The organism is Streptomyces sp. NPDC001970 (assembly GCF_053594115.1).
This window is the reverse complement of record NZ_JBSFDW010000004.1, coordinates 297801-313407: the sequence shown is the minus strand read 5'-3', so window position 1 is coordinate 313407 and position 15607 is coordinate 297801. Positions and strand designations below refer to the sequence as shown.

The 15607-nt window shown below is 71.9% G+C and carries 10 protein-coding genes; 4 read left to right on the top strand and 6 right to left on the bottom strand.

Annotated elements, in window-relative coordinates; genetic code table 11:
• Nucleotides 1-177 precede the first annotated feature (177 nt).
• Complete coding sequence (locus ACWCP0_RS08040; RefSeq protein ID WP_451078013.1) at nt 178-1755, top strand: sodium:solute symporter family protein; 1578 nt, start codon at nt 178-180, stop codon at nt 1753-1755.
• Nucleotides 1756-1885: 130 nt separating this feature from the next.
• On the opposite strand, the gene ACWCP0_RS08035 is transcribed toward ACWCP0_RS08040, so the two are convergent.
• The 5 genes from ACWCP0_RS08035 to ACWCP0_RS08015 all read right to left on the bottom strand — a co-directional run bounded on the left by ACWCP0_RS08035 (nt 1886) and on the right by ACWCP0_RS08015 (nt 10581).
• Entirely contained in the window at nt 1886-3001 is a 1116-nt protein-coding gene (locus ACWCP0_RS08035) for an ADP-ribosylglycohydrolase family protein (protein WP_451078012.1), read from the bottom strand.
• A gap of 544 nt (nt 3002-3545) precedes the next feature.
• Nucleotides 3546-6170: a bifunctional FO biosynthesis protein CofGH gene (locus ACWCP0_RS08030; protein ID WP_451078011.1), complete on the bottom strand. Its 2625-nt coding sequence runs from the start codon at nt 6168-6170 to the stop codon at nt 3546-3548.
• Between the two features lie 391 nt (nt 6171-6561).
• Nucleotides 6562-7821, bottom strand: a complete 1260-nt coding sequence (locus tag ACWCP0_RS08025; protein WP_451078010.1) for a vWA domain-containing protein — start codon at nt 7819-7821, stop codon at nt 6562-6564.
• Nucleotides 7818-9110, bottom strand: coding sequence for an AAA family ATPase (locus ACWCP0_RS08020; protein ID WP_451078009.1), 1293 nt, complete (start codon nt 9108-9110; stop codon nt 7818-7820). The genes ACWCP0_RS08025 and ACWCP0_RS08020 overlap by 4 nt, the downstream gene beginning before the upstream one ends.
• Before the next feature lie 67 nt (nt 9111-9177).
• Nucleotides 9178-10581: a hypothetical protein gene (locus tag ACWCP0_RS08015; protein ID WP_451078008.1), complete on the bottom strand. Its 1404-nt coding sequence runs from the start codon at nt 10579-10581 to the stop codon at nt 9178-9180.
• A gap of 340 nt (nt 10582-10921) precedes the next feature.
• On the opposite strand from ACWCP0_RS08015, the gene ACWCP0_RS08010 reads away from it, so the two are divergent.
• Nucleotides 10922-11194: a DUF6086 family protein gene (locus tag ACWCP0_RS08010; RefSeq protein WP_451078007.1), complete on the top strand. Its 273-nt coding sequence runs from the start codon at nt 10922-10924 to the stop codon at nt 11192-11194.
• A 180-nt stretch (nt 11195-11374) separates the two neighbouring features.
• Nucleotides 11375-12916: a choice-of-anchor I family protein gene (locus ACWCP0_RS08005; RefSeq protein ID WP_451078006.1), complete on the top strand. Its 1542-nt coding sequence runs from the start codon at nt 11375-11377 to the stop codon at nt 12914-12916.
• Nucleotides 12917-13000: 84 nt separating this feature from the next.
• Here ACWCP0_RS08005 and ACWCP0_RS08000 read toward each other — a convergent pair whose 3' ends face one another.
• Nucleotides 13001-13831 carry an LLM class F420-dependent oxidoreductase gene (locus ACWCP0_RS08000; protein WP_451078005.1) on the bottom strand — a complete coding sequence of 277 codons (831 nt, stop codon included), beginning with the start codon at nt 13829-13831 and terminating at the stop codon, nt 13001-13003.
• Nucleotides 13832-14032: 201 nt separating this feature from the next.
• Between ACWCP0_RS08000 and ACWCP0_RS07995 the strand changes: the two genes are divergently transcribed.
• The gene (locus ACWCP0_RS07995) at nt 14033-15553 is read left to right on the top strand and encodes a CehA/McbA family metallohydrolase (protein WP_451078004.1); all 1521 of its coding nucleotides are present in this window, start codon (nt 14033-14035) and stop codon (nt 15551-15553) included.
• The last annotated feature ends 54 nt before the right edge of the window (nt 15554-15607 follow it).

Below are 15607 nucleotides of genomic sequence, written 5' to 3'. Positions count from 1 at the left end.
ACGGGCGAGCATCGCCGTGCGGCCCCTCTTCGCCTCTCGCGCGGTCATGGATGTGAATGAAGGTCAATAACTCGAACAATTTTACTTGCTCTTGACCTTTCGACTCGTTGTCGTGGCCGCGCAAATGGCCACACCATGAACGGCGTTCACAAGGCGGACCCCTGGAGGGGGCAGGACATGAACAGTCTCGACTGGACCGTGCTCATCGGCTACTTCGGCGTGATGGTCGCCATCGGCGTCTGGTCCCACAAGCGCGTGGACAACGTCAGCGACTTCTTCACCGCCGGCGGCAAGATGCCGTGGTGGCTGTCGGGCATCTCGCACCACATGTCCGGCTACAGCGCAGTCATGTTCACGGGGTACGCGGCCATCGCCTACACCTACGGCGTGACCTCGTACGTCACCTGGTCCTTCCCCATCGCGATCGGCATCGCGATCGGTTCCCGGCTCTTCGCCCCACGCCTCAACCGGGTCCGCTCACGCCTCCATGTCTCCTCACCGCTCGAATACCTCAAGGACCGCTACAACCTGCCCACCCAGCAGGCCCTCGCCTGGTCCGGTGTCCTGCTGAAGATCGTGGACGTCGGCGCCAAATGGGCGGCCATCGCGACGCTGCTCTCCGTCTTCACCGGTGTCTCGCTCAACATGGGCATCCTGATCACCGGCGCGGTCACCGCCGTGTACTGCACGGTCGGCGGCCTGTGGGCGGACGCCCTCACGGAACTCGGCCAGTTCATCATCCAGTTCCTGGCAGGCATCGCGATGCTGGTGGCCGTCATGGCCGAACTGGGCGGCTTCAGCAGCCTGTGGAGCGTCTGGGACGAGCCCGCGATGTCGGGTCACGCCGAGCCGCTCGCCGGCCCGTACATGATGGTCTTCCTGATCGCCTACCTCTTCATCAAGACCTTCGAGTACAACGGCGGCATGTGGAACCAGGCCCAGCGCTACATGGCCACCGACTCCGCCCGCTCCGCCGAGCGCTCGGGCCGGCTGTCCGCCCTGCTCTGGCTGATCTGGCCGCTGGTGCTGTTCTTCCCGATGTGGGTGGCGCCGGTGATCCTGAGGGACGAGACGGACGTCGTTCCGGCCGACTCGTACGCCCTGATGGCCGAACAACTCCTGCCGCACGGTCTGCTGGGCCTGGTCGTCGTGGGCTTCTTCTCCCACACGATGGCGATGTGCTCCTCCGACGCCAACGCGATCGCGGCGGTCGTCACCCGTGACATCATGCCCGCCGTCTCCCACAAGGTCCGCGAATGGGACACCCGCGCCGGACTGCTCGCCGCCCGCTGGTCGACGCTGCTCTTCCTCGGTCTGTCGATGGCCATCGCGACCCAGGTCAACTCGGCCTTCTTCGGGGACATCATCACCGTGGTCATCAAGTGGGTGGCCGGTCTGATGGGCCCGATCGCGATCCCGCTGATGCTCGGTCTGCTGCCGTGGTTCCGCAAGTGCGGCCCCACCGCCGCGCTGCTCAGCTGGGGTCTGGGCCTGGTGACGTTCTGGCTGGTGAACTACCCGATCAACTGGAACGTCGAGGGCGGCGTCCCGCTGCAGTACCAGGTCTCCATCCCGCTCGCGGTCTCGCTGGTGCTCTTCATCCTCATCGGCTACATCAAGCCCGAGGACACACCGGAGCGGGACGGGATCCTCGCGCAGCTCAACCCGGGCAGTGGGGACGGGGCGGCCACGGCGGCCATCCCCGGCCCGGCCGCGGCCGGCGACACGGTGACGCAGCCCGCCGCCAAGGAGTAGACGGCAGCCGAGGAGCGACGGCAGGGGCGGGCGGTCCGTACGGGGGGCCGCCCGCCCCTGTCGTTCAGCCCTTCGGGCCGGCGTCCAGTCCCTCGGTCGTGCGGCCCCCGGTCGCTCAGCGCTCTGTCGTTCAGCCCCTCGGATAGCGCAGCAGCCAGCCCGGCGACGAGACCCCCGGGCCGTGGAGGGCCGGCCCCTGGGTCATCTCCATGGCGAAGTCGTCGGCGAGTTCGAGGATGGTGGGGCGGCCCTCCAGCTCCGCGAGCCAGGCCGCGGGCAGGGCGGTCTCGCCGTGGAGGGCGCCGAGCAGAGCGCCGCAGAGGGTGCCCGCGGTGTGCGACGGGCCGTCGTGGTTGACGGCGAGGCGCAGGCCATGGCGGATCTCCTCGCTGACGAGGGTGCAGTACACGGCGACGGCGAGGGCGTCCTCGGCGTGCTGCGCGTTGCCGAGGGCGGCAATGCGGGCGGCGCTCGGGATGCCCTGCCGTACGGCGCCGAGGGCCTGCTTCAGTGCGTCGGTGACGGGCTGGTGGCCGGGGCGGGCCGCGAGCAGGGAGAGGGCGCGCTGGACGGACCCGTCGACGGTCTCACCGCGGGCCAGGCCGTGCACGATCACGGCGAAGGCACCGGCCGAGAGGTACGCGGTGGGGTGGCCGTGGGTCTGGGCTGCGCACTCGACGGCGAGCTGGCAGACCAGCTGCGGCTCCCAGCCGACCAGCAGCCCGAAGGGCGCCGAGCGGACGAGCGCTCCGGCGTCGCGCGCGGTGGGGTTCTTGGGCTTGTCGAGGGTGCCGAGGAACTCGTCGGCGAGCCCGGTGAGGGTGGAGCGGTCGGGGTCGCGGCGGGCGTACAGCCACTCCTCGCGGGCGAGCCAGCCATTGTCCTTGCGGCGCTCGTCGGGGCCCCAGTCGCGCTGGGTCGCCGCCCAGCGCAGATGGGCGCGGTGCACGTCGGTGGGCGGGTGCCAGGCGCCGGTGTCCCGGCGCACCTGGGCACGGATCAGCCCGTCCACGGTGAAGAGGGTGAGCTGGGTCGCGGCGGTGACGGCGCCGCGGCGGCCGTACGCGGGAACGAAGTCGCCGACGCCGTCGGCGCCGTGGGCTGCGCGGATCTCGTCGAGGGTCGTCTGCGCGACTCCGGCGCCGAGCGCGTCGCCGATGGCCGCGCCCAGCAGACAGCCGCGCACCCGGGCGCGGAAGTCCTGCTGCTCGGTACGGCCCCAGACGGCTGTGGTTGCGGTGGTCACGCGCAACTCCCTCCCCATTCGTGCGCAGCACTGTAATCGACCGCGGGAGATCGCTTCATGGGCGGAATCGAGCCGGAAGGGTATGTGGCCGGTCGCCCCTCAGGCCGGTTTTGATCACCGTTCATGGTGGATTTCCGGCTGTGTCGTGCGGGACCCGCAGGATCCGCCGCGTGGCCCTTCTTACTCGTGTCAGGGCCGTCACCGCAGTCACCACTGTCACCGCAGTCACAGCTGTGAAAGGCGTCACGGTCCCTGCCGCCTGCGCCGCGGTCGCCGCCGGCTGCACGAGCCGAAGCGGGACCTGGTGGCCGGCCAGAGCCTGCGCCCCCTGTGCTCGGGGCCGGGTCCTGACGGGGACCCGGCCCCGGTCACCGCCGAGGCCCGGCCTTTGCCGACGCCCCGGTCCTGCCGAGACCCCGGTCCTGCCCAGAGCCCGGTCTTTGCCGACGCCCCGGTCACCGCCGAGGCCCGGTCTTTGCCGACGCCCCGGTCCTGCCGACGCCCCGGTCCTGCCGAGAGCCCGGTCCTGCCGAGACCCGTAGCCTCAGTCGGCGAGGGGCAGCAGCTCCGGCAGATGGCCGTCGGAGGCCATGGCCGCCTGCTGCCGTTCCTCCGGCACCTCCCCGTACAGCGTCGTACGCGGCTTGGCCGGCCGCCCCGCCGCCTCCGCGATGGCGACCAGGTCCTTGACCGAGCGGTACGAGCCGTAGCTGGAGCCCGCCATCCGGGAGATCGTCTCCTCCATGAGCGTGCCGCCCAGGTCGTTCGCCCCGGAGCGGAGCATCTCCGCGGCGCCCTCGGTGCCGAGCTTCACCCAGCTGGTCTGGATGTTCGGAATGTACGGGTGCAGGAGCAGCCTGGCCATCGCCGTCACCGCGCGGTTGTCGCGGGTCGTCGGCCCCGGCCGGGCGATGCCCGCCAGATACACGGGCGCGTTGGTGTGGATGAAGGGCAGGGTCACGAACTCCGTGAAGCCACCCGTCCGCTGCTGGATGCGGGCGAGCGTACGGAAGTGGCCGAGCCAGTGCCGGGGCTGGTCCACGTGCCCGTACATCATGGTCGAGGACGAGCGGATGCCCAGCTCGTGGGCGGTGGTGACGACCTCGATCCAGGTGGCGGTGGGCAGCTTGCCCTTCGTGAGCACCCAACGCACCTCGTCGTCGAGGATCTCGGCGGCCGTCCCGGGGATCGAGTCGAGCCCGGCCTCCTTCGCGGCCGTGAGCCACTCCCGGATCGACATGCCGGTCCTGGTCGCGCCGTTGACGACCTCCATCGGCGAGAAGGCGTGCACATGCATGCCGGGCACGCGCTCCTTCACGGCCCGCGCGATGTCGAAGTACGCCGTACCGGGCAGGTCCGGGTGGATACCGCCCTGCATGCAGACCTCGACGGCCCCGACGTCCCACGCCTGCGCCGCCCGGTCCGCGACCTGTTCGAGCGAGAGCGTGTACGCGTCGGCGTCCGTGCGACGCTGGGCGAAGGCACAGAACCGGCAGCCGGTGTAGCAGACGTTCGTGAAGTTGATGTTCCGCGTGACGATGTACGTGACGTCGTCTCCCACGGCCGACCTGCGGACGTCGTCGGCGATACGGGTGAGGGCGTCCAGCGCGGGCCCGTCCGCGTGCAGCAGCGCGAGGGCCTCGTCGTCGGTGAGCTTCGTCGGGTCGTCGGCGGCGGTCGCGAGCGCCGCGCGGACGTCCGTGTCGATTCGGGACGGCACCATGCCGGGCGCCGCGGCCTCGCGCAGCGCCTCCCAGTCGCCGTACACCTCGTCGAAGTCGTCGCGGCGGTCCGAGGTCCGCCCGTCGGTGTCGATGGTGCGGTGCAGGTCGGTGCGCCCGGCGGAGGTGAACGCCTCCTCGGGCTCCTGCCAGGGCAGGCCCCGCGCGAGCGCGTCCTCGTCGGCCAGTCCCGTCTCCGGGTCGGCCAGGGCCCGTACGTGCGGCAGCAGCCGCGGGTCCAGCCAGGGCTCGCCGCGCTGCACGAACTCGGGGTACACGCACAACCGTTCCCGTAGCTCGAAGCCCGCAGCCGCGGACTGCTCGGCGAGCTGCTCGATCTGCGGCCAGGGCCGCTCGGGGTTGACGTGGTCGATGGTGAGCGGCGACACCCCGCCCCAGTCGTCGATCCCGGCGCCGATCAGACGCCGGTACTCGTCGTCGACGAGGTTCGGCGGCGCCTGCAGACAGCCCGAAGGACCCATGATGTGCCGTGCGACGGCGATGGTCGCGACGAGGTCGTCCAGCTCGGCGTCCGGCATCCCGCGCATGGCCGTGTCCGGCTTGGCGCGGAAGTTCTGGATGATGAGCTCCTGGATGCCGTGGTACGCCCGTGAGACGCGGCGCAGCGCGAACAGTGACTCCGCGCGCTCCTCGTACGTCTCCCCGATCCCGATCAGCAGCCCGCTGGTGAACGGCACGGAGCTGCGCCCCGCGTCCTCCAGCACCCGCAGCCGCACGGCCGGCTCCTTGTCCGGCGAGCCGTAGTGCGGCCCGCCGGGCTCGCTCCACAGGCGGGTCGCGGTGGTCTCCAGCATCATGCCCATCGACGGCGCGACCGGCTTGAGCCGCTGGAAGTCCGTCCAGGTCATGACCCCGGGGTTGAGGTGGGGCAGCAGCCCGGTCTCCTCCAGGATGCGGATCGCCATGGCCCGTACGTATGCGATCGTGTCGTCGTACCCCTCGGCCTCCAGCCACTCCCGCGCCTCGGGCCAGCGGTCCTCGGGCTTGTCCCCGAGCGTGATCAGCGCTTCCTTGCAGCCCAGTTCGGCGCCCCGGCGGGCGATGTCCAGCACCTCGTCCGGCGACATGAACGCCCCCACGGTCTTCGACGTGGGAGGTACCCCCTCCGTAGCCCGAGCGCGGCGCAGCTTGCCGGGGACGGTGGCGAAGGTGCAGTAGTGGCACTTGTCGCGGCACAGCCGGGTGAGCGGAATGAAGACGCTCTTCGAGTACGTGATGACACCGGGCCGCCCCGCCGCCTCCAGCCCGGCGTCCCGCACCCGGGCGGCGGACGCGCACAGGTCGTCCAGATCCTCCCCCCGCGCCTGCAACAACACGGCGGCCTCGGCGACATCGAGGGCGACACCGTCCCGTGAGCGTTTCAGGGCACGGCGCATGGCGTTGGCGGTGGGGCGGCCGGGCTGCGGTCCGGGCTGGTGATCCGTCATGCAGCGAGCATACGAGCGCGGAGTGGCAGCCGAGGGGGCAGATGCGGCCATGTGCGGCCATACCCGGTTGCCTGGCGAAATCCGACCATGCCGGCGTCCCACACATGATCAACCAGCCCGGTCGTTCTTGCGGCCAGGGCTTTGCGCCGAGGGCTGCCGTTGCTTCAGCGACGACGTCGAGCGAGAGCCGCGAAGACGGTCGTTCATGCCCAGCTGTTCATGCCCGGCGCGTGCGGCAGCCATCGGGGCCGGCGCCTGACCCAGCCACATACGTGGCCGAACCGCACACGTGGAGTGACCCGCCAGGACTGCCGCCATGTCCACCGCATCGCTTCCGTGGTAGCACGCCAGGCTTCGAGGGCAGCCCGTGTCCGCGCCATCCCGCGGGGGCTCACCGAGCAGCGGGAGTCGACCCGATGACCACCACTCGTGCCCAGGCGGGCGGCGAGTCCGGCACGTAATCGGGGTTGGCCTCGTCCCACGACCCGGCTGCCTGCTGCCGGGGGAACAGGCCCACCACCGTCCGGCACGGTGGTCGCGTGTCCGGCCAGGGTGTCTGTCCGTCGGTCAGGACCACGATGACATCCGGTCGGGGCCGCGCCCGGAGCGCCTTGGCGAAGCCCGTGCGCAGATCCGTACCCCCACCGCCCACCAGCGGGATTCCCTCGGCGTGGCACAGCGGGTGCACGATCCGGGCCGCCGCGTCGCACGGCAGCACGGTGATCAGGTCGCGACGGCCGCCCACGGCACGGGAGATCGCGGCAACCTCGTGGAGAGCGCTGCCCAGTTCGGCGTCGCTGACCGATCCGGATGTGTCGATGACCACGGAGACCCGAGGCGGCCTGCGCCGGAGGCTCGGCAGTACAACGCCTGGCACCCCGGCCGAGCGTCGCGCCGGCCGGCCGTAGGTGTAGTCGTCGCCCGCGCCGGCGCCGGAGGCTGCCGAGCGGATCGCCGCTCCCAGCAGCTCCCGCCACGGCTGCGGCGGGTGGAACGCCTCCTCCGCCCACCGCCTCCATCCCTTCGGGGCGCTCCCCGGACGGGCGGTGATGCCCTGCGCCACGCGGAACCGGACCGCGTCCCGCTCCTGTGCGCTCAGACCGTGCGCGCCGTCCGGTCCCAGGTCCCACTCCCGTTCCAGTCCGTCGGCGCCGCTGCCGCAGTCCAGCCAGGCCAGGCTCTGCGTACGCTGCCCGAGCCGGAACTGGCCCAAGTAGTCCTCCATGAGCTCCCCCTCGGGCAGCTTCAAGGTCCTCGGCGTGACGGCGCCTTCGGGCCGGACCAACCCGTCACCGAACGCGTCGTCGTTGATCTCGCAGTCCGCGGCGATGTTCATCCGCAGCCGTTCCCCCGGGCCGGTCAGCCCGCGCTCCCGCGCGACCCGGTCACTGCGCCCGTGATGGTCGCGCAGCAGGTGCGACACCTCGTGCACCCATACCCCGGCCAGCTCCTCCACCGGGGTCCGGTCCACGAACGCCGGCGAGACGTAGCACCGCCAGTGCCGGTCGACGGCCATCGTCGGTACCCGCCGTGACTCCACGGTGTGCAGGGCGAACAGCGCCGTCGCCAGGTAGGGCCGGACCCGGGCGGCATGCAGTCTGGCGGCGAAGAGTTTGTCGAGGTCCAGTGCCCTCGGTGCGTCCGCGATCATCGGCCGGCCTTCGTGGCGACCGCGGCCCGGGCCGCCGCGCGGTCTGCCCGGCGGGACAGGGACACCGCTCCGGCGAGCCGTTCGATCGATGCCGGAACGTCCCAGTCCTCCTGGCGCAGCGAGGCGAGTGTCGTCGCGGGGACGACCACCAGGTCCGGGGCTCCGGTGTCCAGCGCCCTGACCAGGAGCGCCCACGCCGCGTCCCAGCGGGACTTGTCCGGGCGCTTGCGGACCGCCGCCACCACACCGTCGAGCACGGCTTGGCGCAGATCCCCCCGCTCGGGCAGGGTGGCACCAGCCGGGTCGGCGAGAAGCACCTCGGGGTCCGGGAGGTCCATCCGGTCCAGGCTTGCCAGCAGCTCCAGCCCCGGTCCGTCCCCCACTGTGCCCCGGACCAGCAGGGAGAGCACTTCCCGGGAGGAGCCGGCCGCGGTCGCGAAGGCGATCAGGCACAGGGTCATCTCCCAGCTTCGAGGTGACGGCCAGGGGCCACCGCGGCGGGCTTCGTTGCTGGGCAGCCGGTGTACGAGCCCGGGGCGGGCGGCGAGGAGCCCGCACACCGCACGGCGGGCGAAGTGCACGGCCTCCGACAACTTCTCCGGGTCGAGCTGTGGCAGGGACGCCCGGGGCCACGTCCCACCGAGGCCGCGCACGACGACCTCGTGGTCGTGGGCCCACTGAAGATGAACGAACCGGTTGGCCAGAGGCGGGCTCAGCTCCCAGCCGTCCGCCGCCGAGGAGCGTGGATTGGCGGCGGCCACGATCCGGACCCCGGGCGGCAATTGCAGGGAGCCGATCCGCCGCTCGAGCACGAGGCGGAGCAGGGCGGCCTGAACGGCCGGTGCCGCGGTGGACAGCTCGTCCAGGAACAGCAGCCCTCGGCCGGCCCGTACCAGTCGCACGGCCCAGTCCGGCGGGGCCATGGGGACACCCTGTTCCGCGGGATCGTCCCCGACGATGGGCAGCCCCGAGAAGTCGGACGGCTCGTGCACGCTGGCGATCACTGTGGTCAGCGGCAGGTCCAGGGCCGCGGCGAGCTGCGTCAGGGCCGCGGTCTTGCCGATCCCCGGCTCACCCCACAGGAGTACGGGCAGGTCGGCGGCCACGGCCAGCGTCAGGGCCTCCAGTTGTGTGTCGGGGCGCGGTTCGGTGGTGGAGTCGCGCAGCAGGGCCAGCAACTCGCCGGCGACGTCGAGTTGAGAGGCGTCGAGCTGGGAGACATCGAGCTGAGAGGCGTGGTCCGGGGCGGAGGGAGTGCCGGTGGCAGCGAACGGGGTGTACGTGGGCATGTGTGATCACCTATGGGTTCGTCGTGAGGCGAGTGGGTGCAGGGGGACGGAGGTGGAGGTCCCCGGGTCAGCGGGAGGTCGCGTGGCGCGGGTGGGTGCGGCGGTCACGGGGACGGCGACGATCCGGGCGGATGCGGCCGGGTCCGGCTTCGACCAGGCCCGCCCTGAACAGTCCGTAGGTGATCCGCCGCCGCGCGGCCGTCTCCAGTTCGTCCCGCAGCGCGCCGTCGCGCAGCAGCGCGCCGGGGCCCAGCAGGTCCTCGACGACGGCCAGCGCACCGGCGGTGTCGCCGTGGATCAGGCGCTCGCGGACGCCGTCCAGGGAGTCCGGACGACGATGCGCCTTGTCGATCACCTGCAGGCAGGGAAGCGGAGTACCGGTCAGCGCGGCCAGCAGTTCCTCGCGGCGGATCTCGGCCGGGTCGTGGTCCAGCGGGGCCAGTACCCCGTCGACCAGGCCGATCCGGTGCTGGGCTCCCCGGCATTCCACCAGGCGCGGGTGCCGGGCCCGGTCCGGAATCCCGGTGGAACCGGTCGGCGAATGCTCCGGAACCAGTGCCGAGGCGACCAGCGGGTGCAGCCGATCGGCCCCGATCGAACCGGTGCGGATCAGTTCCAGGTCGGGGAGTACCCAGGTCGCCGCGTCGGGCAGGACCGGCAGCGCGGAACCGCCGTCATCCGTGGACGCCGCCGCGACCCGCAATGCGGGCGGCCCGACGCCGTCCCTGTCCGCGACCAGGTCCAGGACCAGCCGATGCCGGGCCCCGATCCGCACGGTGACGGTGCCGGTGGGCCGCCCCTCGGCGTGGAGCAGAATCCCCGCCTCGGCCGCCCACCGGTCAATGGCACAGCGACGCCCTTGCGTCACCGACGCCGGCAGATCCGGGTCCATCACAGGAATGTCGTCGGCGGGCAGCCGATCGGCCCCGGACCGGGTCCGCAGCTCATCGGTCCTGCGCGCGTCCCACAGGTGGCGGTGCAGGTCGAGGCGGAACCGCCGGTTGGGATGGGGATGCGGATACCGGCCGGCGCCGGCCTCGGAGTGGGATCCGTCCCACAGCGCGAGGCTGATCCGCTGACCGGCATCCGCCCAGGCCGGCGGAGTCCGGGCCACGAGGTGCACCGGGTATGCGCCGTCACGCCCCGCAGCGTCGTACCGAGCCAGGGCGATGGTCAGCCCCGGGCGCAGCAGCCCGTCGGGAGCGATCCTCGGCATGTGCCAGCGCAACAGGTCGGGAGCCAGATGGCGGAGATCGGCCCGTACTCGGGCCGCGAGTTCCTGGCCATGGGTACGCGCCATGGAACGCAGATTGAGATCGACATCGATGCCTGCGGCGGCGCACGCCCCCGCCCAGTCCCCGGCGCAACGGCGGGCGGTCGCAGTCTCGATCATGGACGGCGGCACGGCGAACTCACGCACGCGCAGCCAGAGGGAAAGGCGGGAATCCCCATTCGCGGTCTGAGTGAGCATCAGCACTCACCTTGCGCGGACGGGACCCCCAATCTGCCAGCAGAATGAGTCATCATCGCGGGGATCATACAGCTCCTCACCTCGATCTGTCAGGCCTCTCCGGGTCGGAGCCCGACCCTGGCCCGGCCGGCGGCGGAAGAAGAGGTGGGCCCCCGACCGGCGTGGGGTAATCGGCATACGAGGCACGCCACTTGGTGCTGCCAACTGCGTAGCGGATGGCGGCGGTGGTCTTCCGGCTGTCCGTCGGCCACGGTCCGGCCAGGGCGGACCTGAGCCCAACTCTCCTGGTGGTGCCAGCAGTTCAGTGCGGCCGATCGCCACCGGCCCATCACTCCACGGAATGGGGATCAAGGCCAATCAACTCCACGTACAACGGACGCGGCACGCCGTCATGGTGGCGCTCTCCGAGGGATTCGTGGCCACGATGGTCGTCCTCGCCGAGCGCGCACGGGTCGATCTGCGCTGGACGCCGCCCGCCACCGGTCCGGGCGGGGAGCTCCGGGACGTCCAGGTCCCGGCGCCCCCGGGGATGCCTGCCGACTCGGACGACGAGGCGTGGGCGGACAGGCTGCGCGGCAAGGCGCGGGAGCTGGACCGCTTCATGGTGCTCTGATTTCACAGCGCTCTGATTTCACAGCGCTCTGACCGGCGGGCCGCCGGCGCAGCCAGGGGCCCGCGACCGCACCCGCGCCCCGACCTCCTGCACCGCATCCCTCAACCCGGCTGCCGCCCACCGCGCGGCAGCAACCCCGCGGCCACACGGCGTTCATGTCCTCCATCGAGCATCCGGCCCATGAATGCACCCACGCGCCTCGGACGCGTGTGCGCCGCGTCCCTCGCGCTCACCGCCTCTCTGGCCCTCCTCAGTTCCTCCCCGGCCTCGGCCCGGGGATCCGCCGGCGAACGTCCGGTGAACCTGGCCCACTTGGGCACGTACGCCGGCGACAAGGCCGAGATCGTCGCGTACGACTGGACCACCCGTCGCGCGTACGTCACCACGGCCGACAACCTGGCTGTCGACGTCCTCGACGTGCACGACCCTGCAAAGCCGGTAAAGATCACCTCCGTCGATCTGTCGGCGTACGGCACCGGTGCGGTCACCAGCGTCGACGCCCGCCACGGTCTGGTCGCCGCAGCCGTGGAGTCGGCGGACGCGGCCGAGCGCGGCAAGGTCGTCCTGATGCGTCCCGACGGCACCGTGATCAAGGCGGTCACGGTCGGGCACAGCCCCGACATGGTGACCTTCACCGCCGACGGTCGCCGCCTCCTGGTGGCCAACGAGGGCGAGCCCGTCGGCTACCAGCCGGGCGAGGCCGACCCCGAGGGCAGCGTCAGCATCGTCGCGCTGGACCGCGGCGCCCACCGCGCCACCGCGCGCACCGCCGACTTCCGTGGCTTCAACCACCGCCGCCTCGACGACTCCGTGCGGATCAGCGGTCCGGGCGCCACGGTCGCCCAGGACCTGGAGCCGGAGTACATCTCGGTGTCCAAGGACGGCCGCACCGCGTTCGTCACGCTGCAGGAGAACAACGCTGTCGCCACCGTGGACCTGCGCTCCGCCCGCGTCACCGCGGTCGAAGGCCTCGGCCACAAGGACCACTCGCTGCCGGGCAACGGTCTGGACACCTCCGACCGCGACGGCGCCATCCGGATCGAGCCGCGCCCGATCCAGGGTGTCTACATGCCCGACGCCCTGGCCGCCTTCGAGCACCACGGCCGCGACTACTACGTCGTCGCCAACGAGGGCGACGAGCGCGAGTACGGCGAGGACGACACCCAGTACGCCGACGGCATCCGCCTCTCCGACCTCGACCCGGCGCTCCTGCCCACCGGGTTCGACCGCTCCCTGCTCGCCGAGTCCGAGCTCGGCCGGCTGACGGTCCTCAAGCCCGCCCGGGCCGGCGACCCGGTGCGCGTCTACGGCGGGCGCTCCTTCTCCGTCCGCGACGGCAAGGGCCGCCTGGTCTACGACAGCGGCGACCTCCTCGAGCGTCTGACCGCCGAGATCGACCCCGCCAACTTCAACGCCGAGGGCGAGGGCGACTTCGACAAGCGCAGCGACAACAAGGGCCCGGAGCCCGAGGGTCTGACCATCGGCGAGGTCGACGGCCGTCTGATGGCCTTCGTCGCGATCGAGCGCACCAACGGCGTGATGATCTTCGACATCAGCGATCCCCGCAAGCCGGTCTTCCAGAACTGGGTCCGCACGGCGGGCGACGAGTCGCCCGAGGGCCTGGAGTACGTTCCGGCCTGGCAGAGCCCCACACACCGGCCGATGCTGGCGGTGGCGAACGAGGGCACGGGAACGACCTCGTTCTACACGATCACACGCTGAGGTGTCCCGCCCCGACCGACGGCAGCGGTCCGTGACCTGCGCGCCGTCGGGACGGGCGGGACGCGGCGGGCGGGCGGTGCCGTGTCACAGGTACCGCCCGTACTCGTCCAGCACCCCCAGCACCTCTCCCTCCCCCGCCGGCGGCAGCTGAAGGACCACCTCCTCCACGCCCAGCTCCGCGTAGTGCGCGAGCTTGCCCGTCGACGGCAGGACGGCGTACGGCACGACCTGCAGCGCGCCCGGATCGCGGCCCGCCTTCTCCCACACCTCGCGCAGCACCGGCACGGACTCCGACAGGCCCCGCCCGCCGATCGGCATCCAGCCGTCCGCGTATTCGGCGATGTGCGCGAAGAGCTTCGGGCCCGCCGCCCCGCCGACCAGGATGCGCGGGGCACCCCCGACGACGGGCTTCGGGTAGGCGTAGGACGCCCGTACCGATCCGAAGTCGCCCTCGTACGCCGTCGGTTCGGGGGCCCACAGCGCCCGCATCAGCAGCATCCGGTCGCGGCTCAGCTCACGGCGCGTGGACCATTCCACACCGTGGTCCGCGGCCTCCTCCTTGTTCCAGCCGAAGCCGACGCCGAGGGTGAAGCGGCCGCCGCTCACGAAGTCCAGGGTCGCGATCTGCTTGGCGAGGGCGATCGGGTCGCGCTGGGCGAGGAGGGTGATGCCGGTGCCGAGGCCGAGCCGCGTCGTGACGGCCGCGGCCTGGCCGAGGGCGACGAAGGGGTCGAGGGTGCGGCCGTACTCAGGGGGGAGTTCGCCGCCCGCGGGGTACGGAGTGGTCCGCTCGACCGGGATGTGGGTGTGTTCGGGCAGGTAGAGCCCGGCGAAGCCGCGCTCCTCCAGCTCGCGCGCCAACCGCACGGGCGTGATCGTCTCGTCCGTCAGGAAGATCGTGGTCGAGATCCGCATACGGCTCCTCCGCCTTCGTCGCCCGTCGTCGTGTCCGTGGCGGGCCAAAGGTACGCCGTGCGGTGCGGGATTCCGAGAGCACGGTGACGCCACGACCGCGCAATCGTCCAATCCCCTTCCCTTGACCCGCGGTTCATGGCCGAGTACCAGCGTGGTCGAGCCCACCTCTGTCCCTCTCACCAACCTTGGGGAGCCGACGACATGTGCAAGGAAGAGCACGGTGACCACTCGATCAGCAGACGCGGACTGTTCGTGACGGGAGCCGCTGCCGCGCTTACGTTGAGCAGTGTGACCTTCGCCGAGGCAGCTGCCGAAGAGAGCACCACCAAAGTCGTGCGCGGCACCCTCCCGCCCGGCTCACCCGACTTCGTCCATCTGCCGGTGGAGATCCCGCGCGGCGTGTCGGAGATCCGGGTCTCGTACACGTACGAGAAGCCGGCCGTGCCCGCCGGCACCCAGGGCAACGCCCTGGACATCGGCGTCTTCGACGAGCGCGGCACGGCGCTCGGCGGGAAGGGCTTCCGGGGCTGGTCGGGCGGGGCGCGCAGCGAGTTCTTCATCCGGGGGGACGAGGCGACGCCCGGCTACATCCCGGGGCCGATCCGCGCGGGCACCTGGTACATCGCGCTCGGGCCGTACACGGTCGCGCCGCAGGGCCTGCCGTACACGATCACGATCACGCTCACCCACGGCGCCCAGGCGAAGACCCCCGAGCCGGTCTACCCGCCCGAGCGGGCCAAGGGGCGTGGGCGGGCCTGGTACCGCGGGGACTGCCATCTGCACTCCTGGTACTCGGACGGCAGGCGCACGCCCGCCGAGATCGCCGCGCTCGCCCGCGCCGCGGGCCTCGACTTCATCAACAGCAGCGAGCACAACACGCATGCCGCGCACGCCCACTGGGCGGATGCGGCGGGCGACGACCTGCTGATCCTCCTCGGCGAGGAGGTCACCACGCGCAACGGTCACGTCGTCGCCCTGGGCACCGACCCGGGCACGTTCGTCGACTGGCGCTACCGTGCCCGCGACAACCGCTTCGGCCACTACGCCCGCGAGATCCGCCGCGCAGGCGGCCTGGTCGTCCCGGCGCACCCGCACGCCACCTGCATCGGCTGCAACTGGAAGTTCGGCTTCGGCGAGGCGGACGCGGTGGAGGTGTGGAACGGGCCGTACACGCCGGACGACGAGGTGTCCCTCGCGGACTGGGACGGCATGCTCGTCGCCTCCGTGCGCTCCGGCAGCCGCTGGACACCGGCGATGGGCAGCAGCGACGCCCACCGCGACCCGGACCCCGTCGGCACGCCGCAGACCGTCGTCCTCGCCGACGACCTCACCCGCGAGGCGATCCTCGAGGGCATCCGCGCGGGGCGGAGCTACGTCGCGGAGTCCTCGGCCGTGTCGCTGTCCTTCTCCGCGTCCGGCGGGCGCGGGCAGCACGCGGGCATCGGCGAGCGGCTGCGCGTCGACGCCGACGAACCGGTGACCGTGCGCCTGGAGGTGACCGGGGCCCCCGGCCGCACGGCCCGCATCGTCACCGACCAGGGCGTGCTGCACACGGCGGCCCTTCCGCCGGAGGGCACGGGCACGGTGGAGTGGCGTACGACGGCGGCGTACGCGGCATACGTACGGGCCGAGGTGCGGCACGCGCCGGTCGTCCCCGTCCCGGGACTCCCGGGACCGCTGGCCGCGTTCACCAATCCGGTCTTCCTGGGGCGCTCCGCCTGAGAGCCGCCCACCTGTTCCTGCCCCTGCTCCCTGTCCCTGTCGGTACGGGCCCGC

Coding starts and splice junctions, on each gene's coding strand:
- ACWCP0_RS08040 (WP_451078013.1), top strand. CDS start 178: ATGAACAGTCTCGACTGGACCGTGCTCATCGGCTACTTCGGCGTGATG.
- ACWCP0_RS08030 (WP_451078011.1), bottom strand. CDS start 6,170: ATGACGGATCACCAGCCCGGACCGCAGCCCGGCCGCCCCACCGCCAAC.
- ACWCP0_RS08025 (WP_451078010.1), bottom strand. CDS start 7,821: ATGATCGCGGACGCACCGAGGGCACTGGACCTCGACAAACTCTTCGCC.
- ACWCP0_RS08020 (WP_451078009.1), bottom strand. CDS start 9,110: ATGCCCACGTACACCCCGTTCGCTGCCACCGGCACTCCCTCCGCCCCG.
- ACWCP0_RS08015 (WP_451078008.1), bottom strand. CDS start 10,581: ATGCTCACTCAGACCGCGAATGGGGATTCCCGCCTTTCCCTCTGGCTG.
- ACWCP0_RS08010 (WP_451078007.1), top strand. CDS start 10,922: ATGGGGATCAAGGCCAATCAACTCCACGTACAACGGACGCGGCACGCC.
- ACWCP0_RS08005 (WP_451078006.1), top strand. CDS start 11,375: ATGAATGCACCCACGCGCCTCGGACGCGTGTGCGCCGCGTCCCTCGCG.
- ACWCP0_RS08000 (WP_451078005.1), bottom strand. CDS start 13,831: ATGCGGATCTCGACCACGATCTTCCTGACGGACGAGACGATCACGCCC.
- ACWCP0_RS07995 (WP_451078004.1), top strand. CDS start 14,033: ATGTGCAAGGAAGAGCACGGTGACCACTCGATCAGCAGACGCGGACTG.